Below are 18570 nucleotides of genomic sequence, written 5' to 3'. Positions count from 1 at the left end.
ATCCTAGCCGATCATCCATAGGCACGCACGAAGAACACGATGGTGGTGCCGCCAGTGACGAGCAGCGTCCAGGCCCGCACCAGCCGGTGCGAGAGCCGCTTGCCGATCCGCGCGCCCAGCCAGCCGCCCAGGATCCCGCCGGCGAGCATCGGCAGGCAGGCCCACCAGCGCACCATGCCGATCGCGATGAAGACGAGCGCCGCCGCGAAATTGGCCACCGCGAGCATCAGCGTGCGGATCGAGAAGAGCGAGCGCGGGTCGGCGCCAGCGAGCAGGCCATAGACCGCGGTGGTGATCAGCCCCACGCCGCCGCCGAAATAGCCGCCATAGATGCCGAGCAGGCTCTGCGCGGTGACGAGCGTGCGCGTCCCGATGGTCACCCGGGCGTGCAGCCAGTCCGAGGCGCGGCGGCCGAACGCCATCACGACGAAGGCGAAGAGCAGCAGCCAGGGAATGATCATGTCGAACGCCCGGGTCGGCGTGAGCACGAGCAGCATGCTGCCGACCAGCCCGCCGGCAAAGGTGATCCCGGCGAGCGCCCGCACCGACAGGCCGCCCACCGGCGCCAGCTCGTCGCGATATTCCCAGGCGCTCGCGCCCGCGCCCGGCAGCAGGGCGACGTTGGAGGTGGCATTGGCGATGTTCGAGGGCAGGCCGAGCGCGATCAGCGCCGGCAGCGTCGCGAAGGTGCCGCCGCCCGCCAGCGCGTTCATCACGCCCCCGAGCATGCCGGCGGCAGCGGGGAGGATCAGGGCGGCGGGATCGAGCGCCATGGTGGAGAAATCCTCGAGGAACCGGCGGGCCACCGCCTCCCTAGCGCGCCGGGCGGCAAAGGAAAGCCGCGTCATGCACCGTTAACACCCATGGTCCAGGATCGCGGCGACCGGAGGGGGAGAGCAATGTCGCACGGCGAATGGGTGATCACAGGCTTTGCCATGCTCCTCTGCGCGGCCCTGCCGGGCAGGGCGCAGGCGCAGCAGAGTGCCGCAGCCCAGGTGGCGAGGTTCAGCGACACTGCCTGTTATGCGCTGGCGAGCGGCGCGGTGACGATGCCCGCCGGCCCGGAGGCCGCCGACAGGGTGATCAAGACGGTCCAGTCGCTCGGCCTCGAATTCGGTGCGCCCAGGGATGCCACGTCGCACGGCCCGGCCGTCACGGCGCTGATGGCACGCGCGACTCTCGGCTCGAAGACGCTGCCGGACGGGCAGATCCTGTTCGCCGATGCCGGTGCCGCGGGATGCAGGATCGTCCTGCTCGCCGATCCGCGTCCCGGCCTCACCGACGCCGTGGCGTCCGGACTCACCGCCGGCGGCGCATGGCGCGCGATACCCGGGATGACCGGCACGCGCGGTGCGATCGAACGACGCGCCTTCATCCGGCGCGACAAGGCCGGCGCCCCCTATCTGCTCAATCTGATGACGGTGACCGGAAATCCCGGAAAGCTTCGGCTGTTCACCACGGTGGCGCGCATTCCGCCGGGCGTGACGATCCCGCCCGGCTATTGAGCGATCACCCGAGCGCCGCCATCTTCTCCTCGGCCTCGCGGTCCATCTGGGCGCGGCTCTTCTTCTCGGCCGCGGTCTTGAGCTGGCCGCAGGCGGCGTCGATGTCGCGCCCGCGCGGCGTGCGGACGGGCGCGGAGATGCCCGCCTCGAACACGATGTTGCTGAACGCCCGGATCCGCTCCGGCGCCGAGCATTCGTACGGTGCGCCCGGCCAGGGGTTGAAGGGGATCAGGTTCACCTTGGCCGGCAGCTTGTACTTCTTGAGCAGGCGGACCAGCTCGCGGGCATCGGCGTCGCTGTCGTTCTTGTCCTTCAGCATCACATATTCGAAGGTGATGCGCCGGGCATTGTTGGCGCCCGGATAATCGGCGCAGGCCTGGAGCAGCTCCTCGATCCCGTATTTCCGGTTGAGCGGCACGATCTCGTCGCGCACTTCCTTGGTGATCGCGTGGAGCGACACCGCCAGGTTCACGCCGATCTCCTCGCCGGCGCGCGCCATCATCGGCACCACGCCGCTGGTCGACAGGGTGATGCGGCGCTTGGAGAGCGCGAGCCCGTCGCCGTCCATCACGATCGCCAGCCCGTCGCGGACATTGTCGAAATTGTAGAGCGGCTCGCCCATGCCCATCATCACGATGTTGGTGAGCATGCGGCCCTCGGGCTGGCTCGGCCACTCGCCCAGCGCATCGCGCGCCAGCATCACCTGGCTGACGATCTCGCCCGCGGTGAGGTTGCGCACCAGCCGCATCGTGCCGGTGTGGCAGAAGCGGCAGTTGAGCGTGCAGCCCACCTGGCTGGAGACGCAGAGCGTGCCGCGGTCCGCATCGGGGATGAAGACCATCTCGTAGTCCTGGCCGTCCGCCGAGCGGAGCAGCCATTTGCGCGTGCCGTCGGTGGAGACCTGCGCCTCCACCACTTCGGGGCGGCCGATCACGAAGCGCTCCGCGAGCCAGGGGTGCTGCGCCTTGGCGATGTCGGTCATCGCCGCGAAGTCGGTCGCGCCGCGATTGTAGATCCAGTGCCAGATCTGCTTGGCGCGCAGCTTGGCCTGTTTCGGCTCCAGCCCGGCATCGGCGAGCACCGCGCGAAGCTGCTCGCGCGCGAGACCGATCAGGTCGATGCGGCCGTCCGCGCGCGCCACCGCGGGACGGGGCACGGGCACGGGGTCGATGTGCCCGGGAATGGGCATAGGCTCGATGGGCCCGTGAACGGGCGGGGGCGCGGCCGAAGCTGTCTGCATGCGCGCCATGTAGTGGATTTTCGCGCGGAATTCCACCTTCGCGAAATTGCGGGTGTCAGCCCGGCTCGTCAGCACCCGCGCCACGGGTGCCGATGTTCTGCCAGAGGCCATGGAGCAACACGACCAGACAGACGAACAGGGCCGGGCGAATCAGCATCTCCGAGCCGGGAAGGACGATCCTGTATCCCAGGATAAGGTCCGCCAGGATCAGCGCGACCGAGATCGCGGACAGGCCGCGCATCAGCCAGAGCGCCCAATTGCCCAGCGCCGCCACCTTCCCAAGCAATCCCGAGACGAAGAGCGCGAAAAGGATGAGCGCGATCAGGCTGCTGACATCGTTCATGCCGGCAGCCCATCACGGGCATCAGGCGCAGCCCAGCGCCTCCAGGCTGGTCCGCAGCGATTCGACCAGCCCGGTGCGCGGCTCCTCGCCCAGAAAGGCCACCAGCTCGCGATTGTCGAGGCGCACGGGGTGGTTCCAGAAGGGGCGCATCTCGATCAGCTCGCGCAGGGTGGGATTGAACGGCGCGGCGAGCGGCAGCAGGGCCCAGGGCAGGCGGGCATGCTTCGCCTTGCCGCCCGCCGCCGCCGCGATCGCCGCCGGGAAGCCGCTGCCGTCCGGATCCCAATGGCCGGCGAAATGGAAGCGGGCGAAGCGCGGCATTTCCGCCTCGCGATCGAGCAGCCGGGCAAAAGTCTCGCCGACATCGGGCAGATAGGCCCAGGCATGCCCCACGCCGCGCCGCCCCGGATTGGTCACGCGCGTCACCGGCTTGCCCGGGGTGATCATTCCCTGCGAGAGCCAGCTGTTGCCCGGCCGCGGCCCATAATAGTCGCCGGCGCGCAGGATCAGCGCGCGCACCCCGGATTCGGCGATCCGCGCCTCCATCGCCTTGCGGATCGCGCCTTTCCGGGTGCCCGGCTCCTGCGGCGAATCGGGCCGCGCGACCGGGGTTTCGGCGGGGTCGTAATTGTAGATCGTGCCCGGCAGCGCGAGGCGGGCGTCATTGGCCCAGGCCGCCTCGATGCTGTTCTCCAGCATCGGCAGCACGCGCTTGTCCCATTCGCGATAGCCGGGCGGGTTCACCGCATGGACCAGCACCGCCGCGCCCTCCGCCGCGGCCAGCACGTCGCCGCGGACCATCGCATCGCCCTCGCGCCAGTCGATCCGGGGATCGAGCTCGGGGCGGATCTGGCGGACCAGCCCGCGCACCTGCCACCCCCGGGCGAGCAGCGCCCGCGCCGTCTCGCCGCCCACACCGCCGGTCGCGCCCAGCACCAATGCAATTCCAGACATTCTCATCTCCATCACCACTTGCGTCGCCAGCTATGGAGAGAGTCGGACTGGCAGAAAATTGCCTAACCTTTGCAGTCCGTATACAGGAATTTGATGAGCCCGATCGACTGGGAGCAGCAGCGCGCCTTTCTGGCGGTGCTGGAGACCGGCAGCCTGTCCGGCGCGGCGCGTCGGCTGAATCTTGCGCAGCCGACGGTTCGGACGCGGATCGAGGCGCTCGAGGCGGCGCTGGGCACGCCGCTGTTCACGCGCTCCCCCGGCGGGCTCACGCCCACGGAGCGGGGACAGGCGCTGCACGAGCATGCCCACGCCATGGCGCTCGCTTCCGACGCATTCGTCCGCACCGCCTCGGCGGCGCCCGACGAGATTGCCGGCACGGTGCGCGTCACCGCCAGCGAAGTGATCGCGGTGGAGGCGCTGCCGCCGGTCCTCGCCACCCTGGCCCGCCGATATCCGCGCCTGGTGATCGAGCTGAGCCCGAGCAACCGCAACGAGGACGTGCTGCGCCGCGAGGCCGATGTGGCCGTCCGGATGGTGCCGCCGCGGCAGGAAGCGCTGGTCGCCCGGCGCATCGGCGCGGTGCCGCTCGGCGTGCACGCGCATCCGGACTATCTTGCCGGCCGGCCGCATCCCGTCCGCTTCGCCGATCTCGCCGGCCACCGGCTGATCGGCCCCCAGAGCGATTCGCCGACGCTGCGCGCGGTGCAGGCGGCGGGTTTCCCCGTGAAGCTCGGTGAGCTGGGCTTTCGCAGCGACAGCGACCATGCCCAGCTCGCCGCCATCCGCGCGGGGCTGGGCATCGGCATCTGCCAGGTGCCGATCGGCCGGCGCGACGGGCTGGTCCGCCTGCTGCCCGACTTCCGGTTCGACCTCGAGACCTGGGTGGTCTGCCACGAGGACCTGCGCGGCCTGGCACGCGTGCGCACCGTGTTCGACGCGCTCGTCGCCGGCCTGAAGGTCTATCTCGGTTAACCCCGGCGGAGCCACGACGCACCGCGTTCGGCTTGTCCTGTTGCATCCGTGCACCGCAGCCTTGCGTTCAAAGGGGTGAGTTGGTTGCGTTTTTTGGAGTGCAGTATGAATCTCTTTGGTACAATCCTCGCCGGCGCGACGCTGGCCATCGCCCCGGCCGCGCTGGCCCAGACCGCGCCGCAGACCCCTCCTGCCGATCCGGCTCAGACGGCTCCGGCACCCGCCGCGCCACAGGCAGCCGGGCCGGTGAGCGAGGCCGAAGTCGGCCAGTTCGCCACCGCGGCGCTCGAGATCGACAAGATCCGCAAGGACACCGCCACCCCCGAGGCCGACAAGGGCACCAAGATGGCTGCCGCCGCCACCGCCGCGGGCCTGACCCCCGAGCGCTTCAACGCGATCGGCCAGGCCATGCAGACCGACACCGCGCTCAACAAGCGCATCCAGGCGGCAGCCAGCGCGAAGCTGGCCGCATCGGGCGGCGCACCGGCGGCGAAGCAGCCCTAGGCACTGGCCGTCAGGACAAGGACATGAGGCCGGGGTTCAACGCCCCGGCCGTTTCATTCTTCACCGGCATTCCCGCCTGCGCGGGGATGCCGGCGAGAACGAGGGATGACGGAAATGGCGTCCGAGACCAGGAGCGCGCTCTATCGCCCCGCGCAACCGAGCGCGGCGGCGTCGATCGCGGTCGCCGCGCCCCGAAGGGCATAGCTGTCGGCAAAGGGCGCGCCGTTCGCGCCCATCGTCTCCACGCTCATGCTCCGCCCCGCCCGCATCGCCGCGACGATCGCGGCGTCGGTGCGCGCATCGGGCGCCCAGGCATCGGCATCCCCCGCCTGCAGCTCGAAGCGGCGCTCCCCTATCGACAGCGTCACGCGCGCGTCGGGCGCGCGCGCGCGGCTCAATCTTATGTGCAGCTGGTTGCGCACCGCGTCGCGCGGCCAGGTCGCCACGCTGGCGAAGGGCTGCGCGTTCGCATGCTTCTCCACCGGCCGGGCAATGGCGAAGCAGCGTAGCGGAGAGGGATCGCGGAACGCGCCCCAGCCCTCGAAGGTGCCGAGCGGCACACGCGCCTGGGCGAGCAGCAGCAGGAACACCAGCCCGCTCATGCCGGCGCCGCGCCGCGCCCGGCGCCGGTGTGCACCACGGTCTCCACGCCATGCTCGATCCGCACGATCGAGCCCTGGGGCAGGTCCGGCGCCACCGGCGCGGCGAAGCGCGGCTGCACCGGCAGCCCGGTCATCACTCCGCGCAGGACGCGGCTCGACATGCCGTGCATGATCACCAGCCGGTCGCCCGGATCGTCATCGGTGTCGGCGAGCCAGGACGAGACGCGCGCCGCGATGCCGTCATACCATTCGCCGCCGGGCGGCGGACGCGTGTAGAGCCCGTGCTCCAGATCGAGGAAGCCCGGCACCTCGGCCATCAGATCGGCATAGTAGCGCCCGCTCCATTCGCCCATGCCGATCTCGACCAGCCGGTCGTCGCGATGCGCCTGGTGCCAGTCGAGCTCGAGATGCTCGGCGATGATCGCCAGCGTCTGCAGCGCGCGCCCCGCGCTCGACGACCAGAGGGTGAGCCTGGGCCGGGGGCCCAGTATCTCGCGCAGCGCCGCGCCCATCGCATCGGCCTGGGCAAAGCCGGCCCGCGTCAGCGGCGTGTGCGGATGATCGCCCTGCATGCGCCGGGCAAGGTTGAACACGGTCTCGCCGTGGCGGGCGATGAAATCGCGGCCTTTGCGCTTGCTCGTCATCGGCTCCGCACAAGCCTTGGCGGCAAGAGAAAGGCAAGTGCCCAATTTGCGCCCCCTTTCGTTCAGCGGGGGATCAGGTGCGCTATCCCAATAGGACACCAGCCCGTTCGCGGGCAGAACGATAAGAGGGAGTGACCATTGCGGGGACATTGTCGCCGTTAAGGGCCAGGCGTGGCCAGCCATCGCAACTGTTGCGGATAAGCCACGCTTTTTTCTGTTTATCGGGGGTTCATGAAACGGCGTCCCTCGCGCCGGGTTGATCTCCCCGCCCGTGCTTTGCAGCGCGGGTGCGTACCCAAGGAGTTCAGTTATGCGTACCAAGTTCATCGCCGCCGCCGCAGCGCTTCTCGCCGGCTCGGCCTTCGCCGCTCCCGCCTTCGCGCAGAGCACCGATTCGGGCTTCACCGGCCCGCGCGCCGAGGCCGTGGTCGGCTGGGATCACGTCAAGCCGTCGGGCAGCGGCGTCAAGGGCGCCGACGGCGTGCTCTATGGCGGCCAGATCGGCTATGACTTCCAGGCCGGCAACGCCGTGTTCGGCGTCGAGGGCGAAGCCACCGGCTCCACCGCCAAGCGTACCGACACCAGCGTGCTCGTCGCCGGGGACCGTGCCCGCATCAGCACCGGCCGCGACCTCTATGTCGGCGCGCGCGTCGGCTTCACGGTCGGCGGCAACACGCTGATCTATGCCAAGGGCGGCTACACCAACGCCAAGTTCGACAGCCGCTACGTCTCGGGCACGACCAACATCCGCACCTCGGACAATGCCGATGGCTGGCGCCTGGGCGCGGGCGCCGAGATGAAGCTGAACGACAAGGTCTATCTGAAGGGCGAGTATCGCTACTCGAAGTACAATAACGACGATGCCGGCATCGACGCCAAGCGTCACCAGGTGCTCGCCGGCGTCGGCGTGCGCTTCTGACAGCCTTAACTGCGTATTTAAGGTGTGAACTATAGGGCCGGGGCGCTTGCTCCGGCCCTTTTTGCCGTTAAGGGTAAAGGTCGGAAAAGTCCCGGTACCGGGTTAGATTCGGGCGACACATGCCCCGGGGGTTCTTGATGAAGGCGACGATCGAACGCGCAACTCTGTTGAGGGGCTTGAGCCACGTCCAATCCGTGGTCGAGCGGCGCAACACGATCCCCATCCTGTCCAACGTGCTGATCGAGGCACAGGGCGGCGGCGCGCTGCGCCTGATGGCGACCGACCTCGACCTGCAGATCGATGAGACGATCGCAGCAGCAGTCGACCAGCCCGGCGCGATCACCGTGCCGGCACACACCTTGTTCGACATCGTCCGCAAGCTGCCCGAGGGCGCGCAGGTGGAGCTGTCGGCGGCCGAGGGGCGGATCACCGTCAATGCCGGCCGCGCGCGCTTCACCCTGTCGACGCTGCCGCGCGACGATTTCCCGATGATCGCCGAGGGCGAGCTGCCGACGGTGTTCGAGCTGCCGGCCGAGACGCTGAAGCAGATCATCGACAAGACGCGCTTCGCCATCTCGACCGAAGAGACGCGCTACTATCTCAACGGCATCTATCTGCACGTCGTGGACGAGGCGACCCCGGTGCTGCGCGCCGCCGCCACCGACGGCCACCGCCTCGCCCGCGTCACCGTGGCGCGGCCGGACGGCGCCGATTCGATGCCGGGCGTGATCATCCCGCGCAAGTGCGTGGGCGAGCTGCGCAAGCTGCTCGAGGAAGTGGATGGCTCGATCGGCGTGTCGCTCTCGGGCTCGAAGATTCGCTTCGACCTGGGCCAGGCGATCCTCACTTCGAAGCTGATCGACGGCACCTTCCCCGATTATACCCGCGTCATCCCGACCGCGAACGACAAGCTGCTCAAGCTCGATCCCAGGAGCTTCATGGAAGGCGTCGACCGCGTCTCGACCATCGCGACCGAGAAGACCCGCGCGGTGAAGATGGCGCTGGAGCGCGACAAGATCATCCTGTCGGTCACCAGCCCGGAGAATGGCGCGGCGGCCGAGGAAGTGCCGGGCGACTATGCCGCCCAGGGCTTCGAGATCGGCTTCAACAGCCGCTACCTGATGGACATCCTCAACCAGATCGAAGGCGATTCGGTGGAAGTCCATCTGGCCGACGCCGCAGCCCCGACGCTGATCCGCGAGAACGACAAGTCGCCGGCGCTCTACGTGCTGATGCCGATGCGGGTGTAAGGCCCGGCCCGCGCATCTCCTGACCGTCATCCCGGCGAAAGCCGGGATCTCGCGCCTCGAGCCGATCGTAGTCCCTGCGAAGGCGGGGATCCAGGGCCAGGGCCGGATTGCGCGCAGTGGAGTTCCGCGCGCTCCGGGGAGTGCTTGCCTGGCGGCTTCGTTGCCCTGCGCTACTCTGGATTCCCGCCTTCGCGGGGATGACTAGGGTTTGCTGATTGGATCGTGACTTCAGGCGAACAGCCCGCGGCGCACGCCCGACACGATCGACACCGCCAGATACACGGCCATGACGATGATCACCATCGTCCACATGCTGACAGCCTGGACGAGCCCGAGCTTGACCAGCGCGGCCCAGCCGAACAGCCCGCCCTGGAGCAGCCAGAAGCTCACGGCCGAAGCCTCGACCACCGAGGCACGACTGAGCTCGTCGCTGTCGCGCACCACCTTGATGTTGAGCCAGTTCTGCACGGCGAGCAGCAGGCCGATCCCCACCGCTGCCGCCATCGCCGCATTGCCGGCCAGGTCGAAGCGCGCGGCCAGGGGCGGCGCGAGCAGCAGCAGGCCGGCGAGGACCATGATCACCCCGCTGAGCCGGAGATAGCGCAACGTCCCGCGATCGAGCGGATCGCCCGCCTCGTAATTGGCTGCCAGGCGCCGATAGATCGCGGCGCTCGATGCGGCGACGATGGCGAACAGGCCGAGGCACAACAGCGCCGCGGCGACCGCAAGCGATGCCAGGTCCTCACCCGGCATGCCGGCCAGCCAGTCGCCCAGGCGCAGCTTCCCGGCGAGATAGCCGGTGGGATAGCCGACGATGAGGCCGCCGGTCAGGCCGATGGCGAGCCGTATCAGTATCCGGCGGGTGCGGGGATCAGCCGGGAACGCGTTCCGGCGGGGTCCAGTCGTCAAGGAAGATGGCATCGATAGGCACTCCGAAAATCTTCGACAGCCGCATCGCCAGCGGCAGGCTGGGGTCATATTTGTCGGTCTCGACTGCGTTGATCGTCTGGCGCGACACGCCGAGCAGCCCGGCCAGCTCGCCCTGGCTCAGCCCGGCCTCGGCCCGCAGCACGCGCAGCCGGTTCTTCATTCGTGCTGTCCAGAACTCTGTACCATATGCCAAGATCTCTTGTCATTTCGGCAGGGATTGTCCAGAGCTCTTGTCAGTTTGACGATCCTGGTGGCGCTCTGGCGGAACCGGCACGCGAGAACCGCCGGGCGAGGTTGATTTCCCGCCGCGACTCCTATATTGACACTATTGTCAGTAAGGGATTCGCTTCCATGGCCACGCAACCCGCGCCGCAGATCTTCAACCCCGGCATCCCGATGAAGCGGGAATGGGGCACCGCGTTCCGCGCGCTCGGGCGGCTGCTCGCCAATGGCGACGATACCGAGCAGGTCTTCCGCATCATGCGCGCGCTGAACGGCGATGCGACGCAGAAGAGCTATCGCAAGCTGCTGACCATGCCCAATGGCGGGCGCATCGCCTTCCAGCATGTCGAGATGGCCGAGAAGCTGTCCGACCGCGCCTGGATCGACGGCTTCGCCGAAGGCACCGTCGGCGCCGCCTATCGCAACTTCCTCGACCGCACCGGCTTCTCGGCGGACGGGCTGGTGGCCGTCAGCATGGCCGAGGGCGCGTTCCAGAATGCCGATATCCAGCATCCCTATGCCTGGATGGGCCGGCGCGAGCGCGACATCCACGACCTGTGGCACGTGATCACGGGCTATCAGGCCGACGAGCATCTGGGCGAGGCCTGCCTGGTCGCCTTCTCCTATGCGCAGACCGGCGGGCTCGGCTGGGGTTTCATCGGGATGGGCGCGGCGCTGAAGAGCATCCGCATCACCCGCAGGCTCGACTTCTTCCGCGCGGTGATCGAGGGCTATCGCCACGGCAAGCGGGCCCAATGGCTGCACGGCGAGGATTACGAGACACTGCTCGCCGAGCCGCTCGACCAGGTGCGCCGCCGCCTCGGCATCGGCGATCCGGTGCGGTACCGGACCGCCCAGGCCAGCCTGGCGGCGGCCGGCCTGAAGGGTATCTGATCCCGGGCTGCCCGCTCAGGGCAGGTTCTCGATCTTGCCGCCGGCGCCAGGCTGCGCCAGCCCGTCCATCGCCCCGAAGACTCCCTCGGCCGGGATGACCGGCGCGGGCAGCTCGAAATGTTTCGGGTCGATCGCGGCGGTGTCCACCGAACGGAGCACGAGCACGGTCTTGCCCGGCTTCCCGGCATCGACCGGCTGGATGCGGAGCGGCGTACCCCTGGCGAGAATGTCCCGCGCCGCGGCGCCGAACTGAGTCGATTCGGGAATGAAGCCGGCCATGAAATCGAGCGCGACTTCGGCGGCGCGGGCAACGATCCGCCCGATCGGCGCCAGTTGCGGATCGCTGCTCGTCACGATCTCGACATCGCCCTTGTGCTCCTGCCCCGGCCCCTCGAGCATCCGCAACAGCCAGGCCGAGCCGGTACGCCCGGCCACCGTGGCGGAGGCGGGGCCCGGCTCCGCCACGAACCGGACCTTCCCCGCTTCCGCCGCCGCCGCGGCCTTGGGCAGCATGGCCTTCATCAGCCCGACCATCGCCTGGAGCTCGAAGACCTTGGGCCCGGTCTTCCCGTACAGCACGACATAGTCGGCACCGTCGCGGCGGATGATCGCGAGCTTGCCGGGCAGCTCGACGCGGGAATTCCCGCCTTCGGCCGCTTCCACGACCAACTCCTTGTCGCCGTCCAGGCCATAGCGCGCGGTCACGTCGGCCAGCGCGGGCAAGGGCGCGAGCGCGAGCAGCGCGGCAAGGAACAGCCTGGCACCAAGCATCATCTGTTGTTTCCCCGAGGATGCGGACGCCCGATCATCGGGCAAGCGCCGCCCGGCGGCAAGCACGGCATGACGGCGCATACGGACAGGTGATCCCCGCCGCGCGATCGGCTATCGGCGGATAATGGCCGTATCCCGCCTCGTCCTCACCGATTTCCGCAACCATGAAGACGCCCTGCTCGCGCCCGGCCCCGGCTTCGTGGTGCTGAGCGGCGAGAATGGCGCGGGCAAGACCAACGTGCTCGAAGCGCTGTCGCTGCTGGCGCCGGGCCGGGGACTGCGCCGCGCGCCGCTCGCCGAGATGGCGCGCCAGGGCGGCGGCGGCGGGTTCGGCGTCGCCGCGCGGCTGGGCCCGGAGTCCGACGGCATCGACATCGGCACCGGCACCCAGGCCGGCGCGCCCGAACGCCGCCTGGTGCGGATCAATGGCGCCACCACCGCCGCCACCTCGCTCGCCGAATGGGTGAGCGTGCTGTGGCTGACCCCGGCGATGGACCGGCTGTTCGTCGATGCCGCGGGCGAGCGGCGGCGGTTCCTCGACCGACTCACCCTTGCCCTCGCCCCGAGCCATGCCCATCATTCGACTCGCTACGAAGCGGCGATGCGCGAACGCAACCGGCTGCTCGCCGACGATGCCGCGCCGGACCCAGACTGGCTCGCCGCGCTCGAGGCGCGCATGGCGGAGCATGGCGCCGCCCTCGACGCCGCCCGGCATGCGGCGGTGTCCGCGCTTGCGGAACGGCTCGCGACGCAGCCCGAAGGAGGGTTCGCGCGCGCCGGCCTGGCGCTGGAAGGCTGGCGGGGCGATGCGGACGCGCTGGCCCGCGCGCTCGCCGCCGGCCGCCGGCGGGACGCCGCGGCGGGGCGCACGCTGACCGGCCCGCACCGCGCCGACCTGCTCGTCACCCATCTCGGCAAGAACCAGGCGGCGCATCTCTGCTCGACCGGCGAGCAGAAGGCGCTTCTGCTCGGCCTGGTGCTCGCCCATGCCGAACTGGTCGCCGAACGCGCCGGGCGGGCACCGATCCTGCTGCTCGACGAAGTCGCCGCCCATCTCGACCCCGGCCGCCGCGCCGCGCTGTTCGCCCGGCTGGAAGGCCGCGGGCAGGTTTGGATGACGGGCACCGAGCCGGCGCTGTTCGCCGCCGTGCCCGGCGGCGCGACGCGCTACCGCGTCGCCGACGGCACGCTGCTCGCGGAATAGGGCTGGACGCCGGCGCGCTTCTTCCGCACTCTTCCCCCTTCAACGGGGAGGGGACGGGGATCATGCCCGCATTGTTCATGCTCGGCGCCGTCGCAGCGGTGCTCGCGCCCGCGCCGGGCGCATCCGTCGAAAAGCTGCGCGCCTGGCCGGCGATGCGCCACGAAGGCGCCGCCTATGCCGTGGCGACCGACCGGAAGGACCGGATCATTTCCTGCGTGCCGCTCGATCCCGCCACCGATGCGGCCAAGGCGAAGGCGGCCTGCGCCGCCCTCGCTGCCCGCGGCGTGCCGACGGCGACCACCCCGGCGCTGGCCAAGGGGTCGGCCGAGGAATGGTTTCCGTCCGCCGACTATCCCGCCACGTCGATTCCGGGGCACAGTTCGGGCAGCGTGACCATCGTCTACGAAATCGACGAGCGCGGCGTGGCGATGGACTGCATGGTCCAGCACAGCAGCGGCATCGCCAAGCTCGATGTCGCCGCCTGTGCCGCGATGCTGAAGCGCGCGCGCTTCACCCCGGCCAGCTACCAGGGCAAGCCGGTGCACGCAGCCGCGATCGCCACCTTCGCATATGACAGCGAGTAAGCACGCCTAGGGGGCTGCGGCGCCCCCTATTTTGCTTCCGTTTCGTGACGCCAATTCCTATATGCTGGGCATGGCAATCGACGACACCACTCCCGAGAATATTCCGAACCAGAACAGCTACGGCGCAGACTCGATCAAGGTCCTGAAGGGCCTGGACGCGGTGCGCAAGCGCCCCGGCATGTATATCGGCGACACCGACGACGGCTCGGGCCTCCACCACATGGTGTTCGAGGTCTCGGACAATGCGATCGACGAGGCGCTGGCCGGGCACTGCGACAAGATCATCATCCAGCTGAACGCCGACGGCTCGGTCTCGGTCGAGGACAATGGCCGCGGCATTCCCACCGGCATCCATGCCGAGGAAGGCGTCTCGGCGGCCGAGGTCATCATGACCCAGCTCCATGCCGGCGGCAAGTTCGAGAACACCAGCGACGACAATGCCTATAAGGTGTCGGGCGGCCTGCACGGCGTGGGCGTCTCGGTGGTGAACGCGCTGTCCGAGTGGCTCGACCTCAACATCTGGCGCGACGGCGAGGAGCATTACATGCGCTTCGCCTATGGCGACGCGACGGCACCGCTGAAGGTGATCGGCACCGCGCCGGAGGGCAGGAAGGGCACCCGCGTGACCTTCCTCGCCTCGACCGAGAAGACTCCCGGCGACGGCGGCACCTTCAAGAACCAGATCGAATATGACTTCGAGAAGCTCGAGCATCGCTATCGCGAGCTGGCGTTCCTGAACTCCGGCGTGCGCCTGTTCCTGCGCGACGCGCGGCACGAGGAGGTCAAGGAGGTCGAACTCTATTACGAGGGTGGCATCGCCGCGTTCGTGAAGTGGCTGGACCGCAACAAGCAGCCGCTGATGCCCGACCCCGTCGCGATCGCCGGCACCCGCGACGACGTGACCATCGATGTCGCGCTGGAGTGGAACGACAGCTATTACGAGAATGTCCTCTGCTTCACCAACAACATCCCGCAGCGGGACGGCGGCACCCATCTGGCGGCGTTCCGCGCGGCGCTGACCCGCACCATCAACAACTATGCCGACAAGAGCGGCATGCTGAAGAAGGAGAAGGTGACGCTCACCGGCGACGACATGCGCGAGGGTCTCACCGCGATCGTCTCGGTCAAGCTGCCCGATCCGAAGTTCAGCTCGCAGACCAAGGACAAGCTGGTCTCGTCCGAGGTGCGCCAGCCGCTCGAGAGCCTGATGGCCGACAAGCTGGCCGAATATCTGGAGGAGAACCCGGCGAACGCCCGCATGATCATCCAGAAGGTGATCGACGCGGCGGCGGCGCGCGAGGCGGCGAAGAAGGCGCGCGAGCTCACTCGGCGCAAGGGCGTGATGGACATCGCGTCGCTGCCCGGCAAGCTCGCCGACTGCCAGGAGCGCGATCCGGCCAAGTCCGAGCTGTTCCTGGTCGAGGGTGACTCGGCCGGCGGCTCGGCCAAGCAGGGCCGCGACCGGCATTTCCAGGCGATCCTGCCGCTGCGTGGCAAGATCCTGAACGTCGAGCGCGCGCGCTTCGACCGGATGCTGTCGAGCCGCGAGATCGGCACGCTGATCCAGGCGATGGGCACCGGCATCGGCCGCGACGACTTCAACCTGGAGAAGCTGCGCTACCACAAGATCGTCATCATGACGGACGCGGACGTGGACGGCGCGCACATCCGCACGCTGCTGCTCACCTTCTTCTACCGGCAGATGCCCGAGATCATCCAGGCCGGGCATCTCTACATCGCCCAGCCGCCGCTCTACAAGGCGACCAAGGGCCGCAGCGAAGTGTACCTCAAGGACGATGCCGCGCTCGACCAGTATCTGGTCGAGGCAGGTGTGGGCGCGACGCGGCTGGAGACCAATGAAGGCCCGATCTTCGGCGACGAGCTGATCCGGCTGGTCGACCATGCCCGGCGCATGCGCACCCTGATGCGCTACGTGCCGCGCCGCTACGCGCCCGACATCGTCGAGGCGCTGGCGCTGGCCGGCGCCTTCGATCCCGAGGCGAGCCGCGAGCAGCGCGCCGAGCGGCTGGGCGCGGTCACTCGCCGGCTCGACCAGACCGACGAGGATGCGCGCTGGTCGGCCCGCGTCACCGAGGATGGCGGCTTCCATTTCGAGCGGCTGTGGCGCGGCGTGACCGATCACCACGTCATCGAGGCGGCATTCCTCACTTCGGCCGAGGGCCGCAAGCTCCACGCGCTCGCCGCCGAGCAGGCGCAGAGCTATGCGCTGCTCGCCAAGCTGGTCCCGGCCAAGACCGCCGCGACCGAGGAAGCGGCGCCGGTCGCGGAAGAGGGCGAGGAGCTGGTCGCCGCCGCCAAGGGCGAGACGCTGGTGGCACGGCCGAGCGAGCTGCTCGACGCGATCCTGGCCTCGGGCCGCAAGGGCCTGTCGATCCAGCGCTACAAGGGCCTTGGCGAGATGAACGCGGAGCAGCTCTGGGAGACCACGCTCGATCCGGCCAATCGCTCGATGCTCGTCGTCCAGGTCGACCAGGCCGATGTGGCGGACGAGATCTTCACCCGCCTGATGGGCGACGTGGTGGAGCCGCGCCGTGAGTTCATCCAGGAGAATGCGCTGAGCGTCGCCAATCTCGACGTATAGGTTAAGTCTGCAATGAGCCGATTGCGTGTCTAGAGTAAGGAATTGCATGTCTAAGAAAAGTGATTGTGCGTCTATTTAGACTGGGTCGCAGCGACTGGATGTGCCGATCGGCAATTTTTCCAAGAGCCCGGCTCGCAATCATACGAGGGAGAGAACTGCTGCCGGTCAAAATATCGGTTTGGTCAGTAGCGCCGTTTGGCTCCAATCAGGCGAGCCAGATTTCGCGTGGCACGCGGATTTCAGGATGCAGATAGGCGAGCTGTCTAGGGTAACCGGCGTCAGTATACCCACAATACGCGTCTATGAACGGGAGGGGTTGATTGCACCTGCTGATCGAACCGACGGAAGATTCCGCATTTTCACCGAGACCCAGCGACAAAGATTGGACTTTATCAAACGTCTTTGAAATCTGGGGTTTGCGCTGGAAGAGGTGAAGGCTCTGTTTTCACTGTCTGATGCGCACGCGGGGGAGGATAAATCACAGATTCTCGCCCAAATTTTCTTGGCTATAGAAACGCGAAAATCCGATCTGGAAAAACTGGAAAATCAGATCGCCAGCGCGCTTCGAGGCACCACATCTATCGACAGTATCGAGGCCGCATTCGCTCGCGGAACATCGGAAAACGATGAAGGTTAGTTCTCAGTTGAACGCTAGGTTGAATCGACATTCAGCACCAGAAGGCGAGAGCGGCGAGTTGTAGGGTGGCGAGGTAGTTGCCGGCGAGCCGGTCGTATCGGATGGCAACGCGTCGTAGCTGCTTGAGTTTGCCGATGGTGCATTCGACGCGGTTTCGGAGCCGGTATATGGCGGGATCGAAGTCGCGGTTTCGGGGCATGCAGGTGCGCTGCGGGATGATGGGTCGAGCGCCGCTGGCCTCGACATGGTCGAGAATAGCATGGCTGTCATAGGCCTTGTCGGCAAGGACATGGCGAGCGATCAGGCCGGTGAGTTGCGGGATGGCGGACTTGTCATCGCTGGCGTTGCCGCCGGTCAGGATGAAGCGCACCGGTCGGCCGAACGTATCGACGGCGATGTGCCATTTGGATGTCAGTCCACCTCGGGAGCGCCCCAGAGCCTGGTCGCGACAGCCCCCTTTTGCCCCGTTGCTGCCTGGGCATGGGCGCGCACGATCAAGCTGTCGATCATCAGATAGTCGTTGTCCCGATCGCGCGCGAGCAGGGTGAAAACGCGTTCCCACACCCCGGTACGCGCCCAGCGGGTGAAGCGCTTGTGCACCGTTTTGTACTTGCCATAGCGCTCCGGAAGATCCGACCAACGCGCCCCGGACCGCAGCACCCACAAAACGCCGTTCACGAACAATCGGTTATCCGATCCCGACCGCCCCGGATCGCACAGCTTGCCCGGCAGCAACGGCTCGATCCGAACCCACTGCGCCTCACTCAACTCACACCGCTTGATGCCCATGATGCCTCCGCCACATGCGGAACCTCATGAATCAGACATCTCCCCCTTGGGAATCCTGAATGTCGATACGGCCTAGGATCAGGACTCGTTGATCACAGCCAGAAGATGACAGTAGCTGCGAGGGCGATGGCGGAGAAGAAGGCTTTGGGGCATCGATCGTAGCGTGTGGCAACCCGCCGCCAGTCCTTCAGGCGGCCGAACATGATCTCGATGCGATTGCGGCGCTTGTAACGGCGTTTGTCGTATTTGATCGGCGTGTTGCGCGATTTGCGGCCCGGGATGCAGGGCTTGATCCCCTTTTCCTCCAGCGCGTCCCTGAACCAGTCGGCGTCGTAACCACGGTCGGCGAGTAGCCATTGCGCCTTGGGCAATTCGTCGAGCAGCGCCGCTGCACCGATATAATCGCTGATCTGGCCAGCGGTCATGAAGAAGCTCAAGGGGCGACCATTGGCATCGGTAACGGCGTGGAGCTTGGCGTTCATGCCACCTTTGGTGCGGCCGATCAGGCGTCCGAGATCCCCCTTTTTACCGCCAGGCTCGAGGCCGTGCAGTGCGCTTTCAGATAGGTCGCGTCGATCATGACGGTCTTTCGCTCGGCTCCGGCCGAGGCCAGCCCTTCCATCATCCGGGCAAAGACGCCCATTGCGCCCCACCGCTTCCAGCGATTGTACAGCGTTTTGTGCGGACCATAGTCTTTCGGCGCGTCCCGCCAGCGCAGCCCGTTGCGGTTGACGAAGATGATCCCGCTCAGCACGCGCCGATCGTCAACCCTCGGCCTGCCATGGCTCTTCGGAAAATACGGCTCGAGCCGCGCCATCTGCTCGTCCGTCAGCCAATACAGGTCACTCACATTCAGTCTCCTTGCAGAGCCTGAATCAGATCGCGCCTCTCACTTCAATGGGTCCTGACCCTAGGTTGAGAACCTATATATCTGTTTGAGTTATTGTCGTAATATGTGTGGTAGATGAGTTTGGCGGAGGGGATGGATGTCACGTCATCTGTTT

At 67.6% G+C, this 18570-nt stretch carries 21 protein-coding genes and 1 pseudogene; 11 read left to right on the top strand and 11 right to left on the bottom strand.

What is annotated here, in order from left to right; translation table 11 throughout:
* Positions 1-11: 11 nt before the first annotated feature.
* Entirely contained in the window at positions 12-806 is a 795-nt protein-coding gene (locus tag ACIQCS_RS09740; protein WP_401530704.1) for a sulfite exporter TauE/SafE family protein, read from the bottom strand.
* 93 nt (positions 807-899) lie between these two features.
* Here ACIQCS_RS09740 and ACIQCS_RS09735 point away from each other — a divergent pair, with 93 nt between their 5' ends.
* Positions 900-1505: a hypothetical protein gene (locus ACIQCS_RS09735; RefSeq protein ID WP_345849828.1), complete on the top strand. Its 606-nt coding sequence runs from the start codon at positions 900-902 to the stop codon at positions 1503-1505.
* 4 nt (positions 1506-1509) lie between these two features.
* Here ACIQCS_RS09735 and rlmN read toward each other — a convergent pair whose 3' ends face one another.
* From rlmN to ACIQCS_RS09720, 3 genes are all read right to left on the bottom strand, one after another.
* Positions 1510-2694 carry a 23S rRNA (adenine(2503)-C(2))-methyltransferase RlmN gene (gene rlmN, locus ACIQCS_RS09730; RefSeq protein ID WP_345849827.1) on the bottom strand — a complete coding sequence of 395 codons (1185 nt, stop codon included), beginning with the start codon at positions 2692-2694 and terminating at the stop codon, positions 1510-1512.
* Positions 2695-2800: 106 nt separating this feature from the next.
* Entirely contained in the window at positions 2801-3088 is a 288-nt protein-coding gene (locus ACIQCS_RS09725) for a hypothetical protein (protein WP_345849826.1), read from the bottom strand.
* Between the two features lie 21 nt (positions 3089-3109).
* Positions 3110-4042: an NAD(P)H-binding protein gene (locus tag ACIQCS_RS09720; protein WP_345849825.1), complete on the bottom strand. Its 933-nt coding sequence runs from the start codon at positions 4040-4042 to the stop codon at positions 3110-3112.
* Positions 4043-4135: 93 nt separating this feature from the next.
* Here ACIQCS_RS09720 and ACIQCS_RS09715 point away from each other — a divergent pair, with 93 nt between their 5' ends.
* Positions 4136-5014, top strand: a complete 879-nt coding sequence (locus ACIQCS_RS09715; RefSeq protein ID WP_345849824.1) for a LysR family transcriptional regulator — start codon at positions 4136-4138, stop codon at positions 5012-5014.
* Between the two features lie 105 nt (positions 5015-5119).
* Positions 5120-5518, top strand: coding sequence for a DUF4168 domain-containing protein (locus ACIQCS_RS09710; protein ID WP_345849823.1), 399 nt, complete (start codon positions 5120-5122; stop codon positions 5516-5518).
* 140 nt (positions 5519-5658) lie between these two features.
* Here the strand turns inward: ACIQCS_RS09710 and ACIQCS_RS09705 are convergent, their stop codons facing one another.
* On the bottom strand, positions 5659-6120 hold the full coding sequence (locus ACIQCS_RS09705; RefSeq protein WP_345849822.1) for a hypothetical protein: 462 nt from the start codon (positions 6118-6120) through the stop codon (positions 5659-5661).
* Entirely contained in the window at positions 6117-6764 is a 648-nt protein-coding gene (locus ACIQCS_RS09700) for a histidine phosphatase family protein (RefSeq protein WP_345849821.1), read from the bottom strand. The genes ACIQCS_RS09705 and ACIQCS_RS09700 overlap by 4 nt, the downstream gene beginning before the upstream one ends.
* A 310-nt stretch (positions 6765-7074) precedes the next feature.
* On the opposite strand from ACIQCS_RS09700, the gene ACIQCS_RS09695 reads away from it, so the two are divergent.
* Together ACIQCS_RS09695 and dnaN are read left to right on the top strand one after the other, a co-directional pair.
* On the top strand, positions 7075-7683 hold the full coding sequence (locus tag ACIQCS_RS09695; protein WP_345849820.1) for a porin family protein: 609 nt from the start codon (positions 7075-7077) through the stop codon (positions 7681-7683).
* 137 nt (positions 7684-7820) lie between these two features.
* Positions 7821-8933, top strand: a complete 1113-nt coding sequence (gene dnaN, locus ACIQCS_RS09690) for a DNA polymerase III subunit beta (protein WP_345849819.1) — start codon at positions 7821-7823, stop codon at positions 8931-8933.
* Positions 8934-9161: 228 nt separating this feature from the next.
* Here the strand turns inward: dnaN and ACIQCS_RS09685 are convergent, their stop codons facing one another.
* Together ACIQCS_RS09685 and ACIQCS_RS09680 are read right to left on the bottom strand one after the other, a co-directional pair.
* Positions 9162-9842: a hypothetical protein gene (locus ACIQCS_RS09685; protein WP_345849818.1), complete on the bottom strand. Its 681-nt coding sequence runs from the start codon at positions 9840-9842 to the stop codon at positions 9162-9164.
* Entirely contained in the window at positions 9805-10023 is a 219-nt protein-coding gene (locus tag ACIQCS_RS09680; RefSeq protein WP_345849817.1) for a helix-turn-helix transcriptional regulator, read from the bottom strand. The genes ACIQCS_RS09685 and ACIQCS_RS09680 overlap by 38 nt, the downstream gene beginning before the upstream one ends.
* A gap of 191 nt (positions 10024-10214) precedes the next feature.
* Here ACIQCS_RS09680 and ACIQCS_RS09675 point away from each other — a divergent pair, with 191 nt between their 5' ends.
* Entirely contained in the window at positions 10215-10979 is a 765-nt protein-coding gene (locus tag ACIQCS_RS09675; protein WP_345849816.1) for a Coq4 family protein, read from the top strand.
* A gap of 15 nt (positions 10980-10994) precedes the next feature.
* Here the strand turns inward: ACIQCS_RS09675 and ACIQCS_RS09670 are convergent, their stop codons facing one another.
* Positions 10995-11753: a hypothetical protein gene (locus tag ACIQCS_RS09670; RefSeq protein ID WP_345849815.1), complete on the bottom strand. Its 759-nt coding sequence runs from the start codon at positions 11751-11753 to the stop codon at positions 10995-10997.
* 121 nt (positions 11754-11874) lie between these two features.
* Between ACIQCS_RS09670 and recF the strand changes: the two genes are divergently transcribed.
* The 5 genes from recF to ACIQCS_RS09645 all read left to right on the top strand — a co-directional run bounded on the left by recF (position 11875) and on the right by ACIQCS_RS09645 (position 16777).
* Positions 11875-12954 carry a DNA replication/repair protein RecF gene (gene recF, locus ACIQCS_RS09665; RefSeq protein ID WP_345849814.1) on the top strand — a complete coding sequence of 360 codons (1080 nt, stop codon included), beginning with the start codon at positions 11875-11877 and terminating at the stop codon, positions 12952-12954.
* Positions 12955-13016: 62 nt separating this feature from the next.
* On the top strand, positions 13017-13538 hold the full coding sequence (locus ACIQCS_RS09660; RefSeq protein ID WP_345849813.1) for an energy transducer TonB: 522 nt from the start codon (positions 13017-13019) through the stop codon (positions 13536-13538).
* 70 nt (positions 13539-13608) lie between these two features.
* Positions 13609-16140 carry a DNA topoisomerase (ATP-hydrolyzing) subunit B gene (gene gyrB, locus ACIQCS_RS09655; RefSeq protein ID WP_401530696.1) on the top strand — a complete coding sequence of 844 codons (2532 nt, stop codon included), beginning with the start codon at positions 13609-13611 and terminating at the stop codon, positions 16138-16140.
* A 244-nt stretch (positions 16141-16384) separates the two neighbouring features.
* Positions 16385-16546 carry a MerR family transcriptional regulator gene (locus ACIQCS_RS09650; protein ID WP_401530863.1) on the top strand — a complete coding sequence of 54 codons (162 nt, stop codon included), beginning with the start codon at positions 16385-16387 and terminating at the stop codon, positions 16544-16546.
* A 24-nt stretch (positions 16547-16570) separates the two neighbouring features.
* A complete protein-coding gene (locus ACIQCS_RS09645; protein WP_345849811.1) occupies positions 16571-16777 on the top strand; it encodes a hypothetical protein in 207 nt (68 codons plus the stop codon).
* 31 nt (positions 16778-16808) lie between these two features.
* Here the strand turns inward: ACIQCS_RS09645 and ACIQCS_RS09640 are convergent.
* Positions 16809-17566: pseudogene (locus ACIQCS_RS09640) on the bottom strand (IS5 family transposase).
* A 92-nt stretch (positions 17567-17658) separates the two neighbouring features.
* A protein-coding gene (locus tag ACIQCS_RS09635) for an IS5 family transposase (RefSeq protein ID WP_345849810.1) occupies positions 17659-18416 on the bottom strand; the annotation gives its coding sequence in 2 pieces (ribosomal slippage) (positions 17659-18083 and positions 18083-18416; 759 coding nt in all).
* Positions 18417-18570 lie beyond the last annotated feature (154 nt).

Source organism: Sphingomonas sp. NPDC092440, from assembly GCF_044754985.1.
Classification (GTDB): Bacteria; Pseudomonadota; Alphaproteobacteria; order Sphingomonadales; family Sphingomonadaceae; genus Sphingomonas.
This window is presented reverse-complemented; position numbering and strand designations above follow the sequence as displayed.

Bases quoted from the DNA above. Each gene is read 5' to 3' on its own strand.
- ACIQCS_RS09710 (WP_345849823.1), top strand. From the start codon at position 5,120: ATGAATCTCTTTGGTACAATCCTCGCCGGCGCGACGCTGGCCATCGCC.
- ACIQCS_RS09720 (WP_345849825.1), bottom strand. From the start codon at position 4,042: ATGTCTGGAATTGCATTGGTGCTGGGCGCGACCGGCGGTGTGGGCGGC.
- ACIQCS_RS09715 (WP_345849824.1), top strand. From the start codon at position 4,136: ATGAGCCCGATCGACTGGGAGCAGCAGCGCGCCTTTCTGGCGGTGCTG.
- recF (WP_345849814.1), top strand. From the start codon at position 11,875: ATGGCCGTATCCCGCCTCGTCCTCACCGATTTCCGCAACCATGAAGAC.
- ACIQCS_RS09735 (WP_345849828.1), top strand. From the start codon at position 900: ATGTCGCACGGCGAATGGGTGATCACAGGCTTTGCCATGCTCCTCTGC.
- ACIQCS_RS09700 (WP_345849821.1), bottom strand. From the start codon at position 6,764: ATGACGAGCAAGCGCAAAGGCCGCGATTTCATCGCCCGCCACGGCGAG.
- ACIQCS_RS09705 (WP_345849822.1), bottom strand. From the start codon at position 6,120: ATGAGCGGGCTGGTGTTCCTGCTGCTGCTCGCCCAGGCGCGTGTGCCG.
- ACIQCS_RS09725 (WP_345849826.1), bottom strand. From the start codon at position 3,088: ATGAACGATGTCAGCAGCCTGATCGCGCTCATCCTTTTCGCGCTCTTC.
- ACIQCS_RS09695 (WP_345849820.1), top strand. From the start codon at position 7,075: ATGCGTACCAAGTTCATCGCCGCCGCCGCAGCGCTTCTCGCCGGCTCG.
- ACIQCS_RS09650 (WP_401530863.1), top strand. From the start codon at position 16,385: ATGCAGATAGGCGAGCTGTCTAGGGTAACCGGCGTCAGTATACCCACA.
- ACIQCS_RS09660 (WP_345849813.1), top strand. From the start codon at position 13,017: ATGCCCGCATTGTTCATGCTCGGCGCCGTCGCAGCGGTGCTCGCGCCC.
- rlmN (WP_345849827.1), bottom strand. From the start codon at position 2,694: ATGCCCATTCCCGGGCACATCGACCCCGTGCCCGTGCCCCGTCCCGCG.
- ACIQCS_RS09670 (WP_345849815.1), bottom strand. From the start codon at position 11,753: ATGATGCTTGGTGCCAGGCTGTTCCTTGCCGCGCTGCTCGCGCTCGCG.
- ACIQCS_RS09675 (WP_345849816.1), top strand. From the start codon at position 10,215: ATGGCCACGCAACCCGCGCCGCAGATCTTCAACCCCGGCATCCCGATG.
- gyrB (WP_401530696.1), top strand. From the start codon at position 13,609: ATGGCAATCGACGACACCACTCCCGAGAATATTCCGAACCAGAACAGC.
- ACIQCS_RS09680 (WP_345849817.1), bottom strand. From the start codon at position 10,023: ATGAAGAACCGGCTGCGCGTGCTGCGGGCCGAGGCCGGGCTGAGCCAG.
- dnaN (WP_345849819.1), top strand. From the start codon at position 7,821: ATGAAGGCGACGATCGAACGCGCAACTCTGTTGAGGGGCTTGAGCCAC.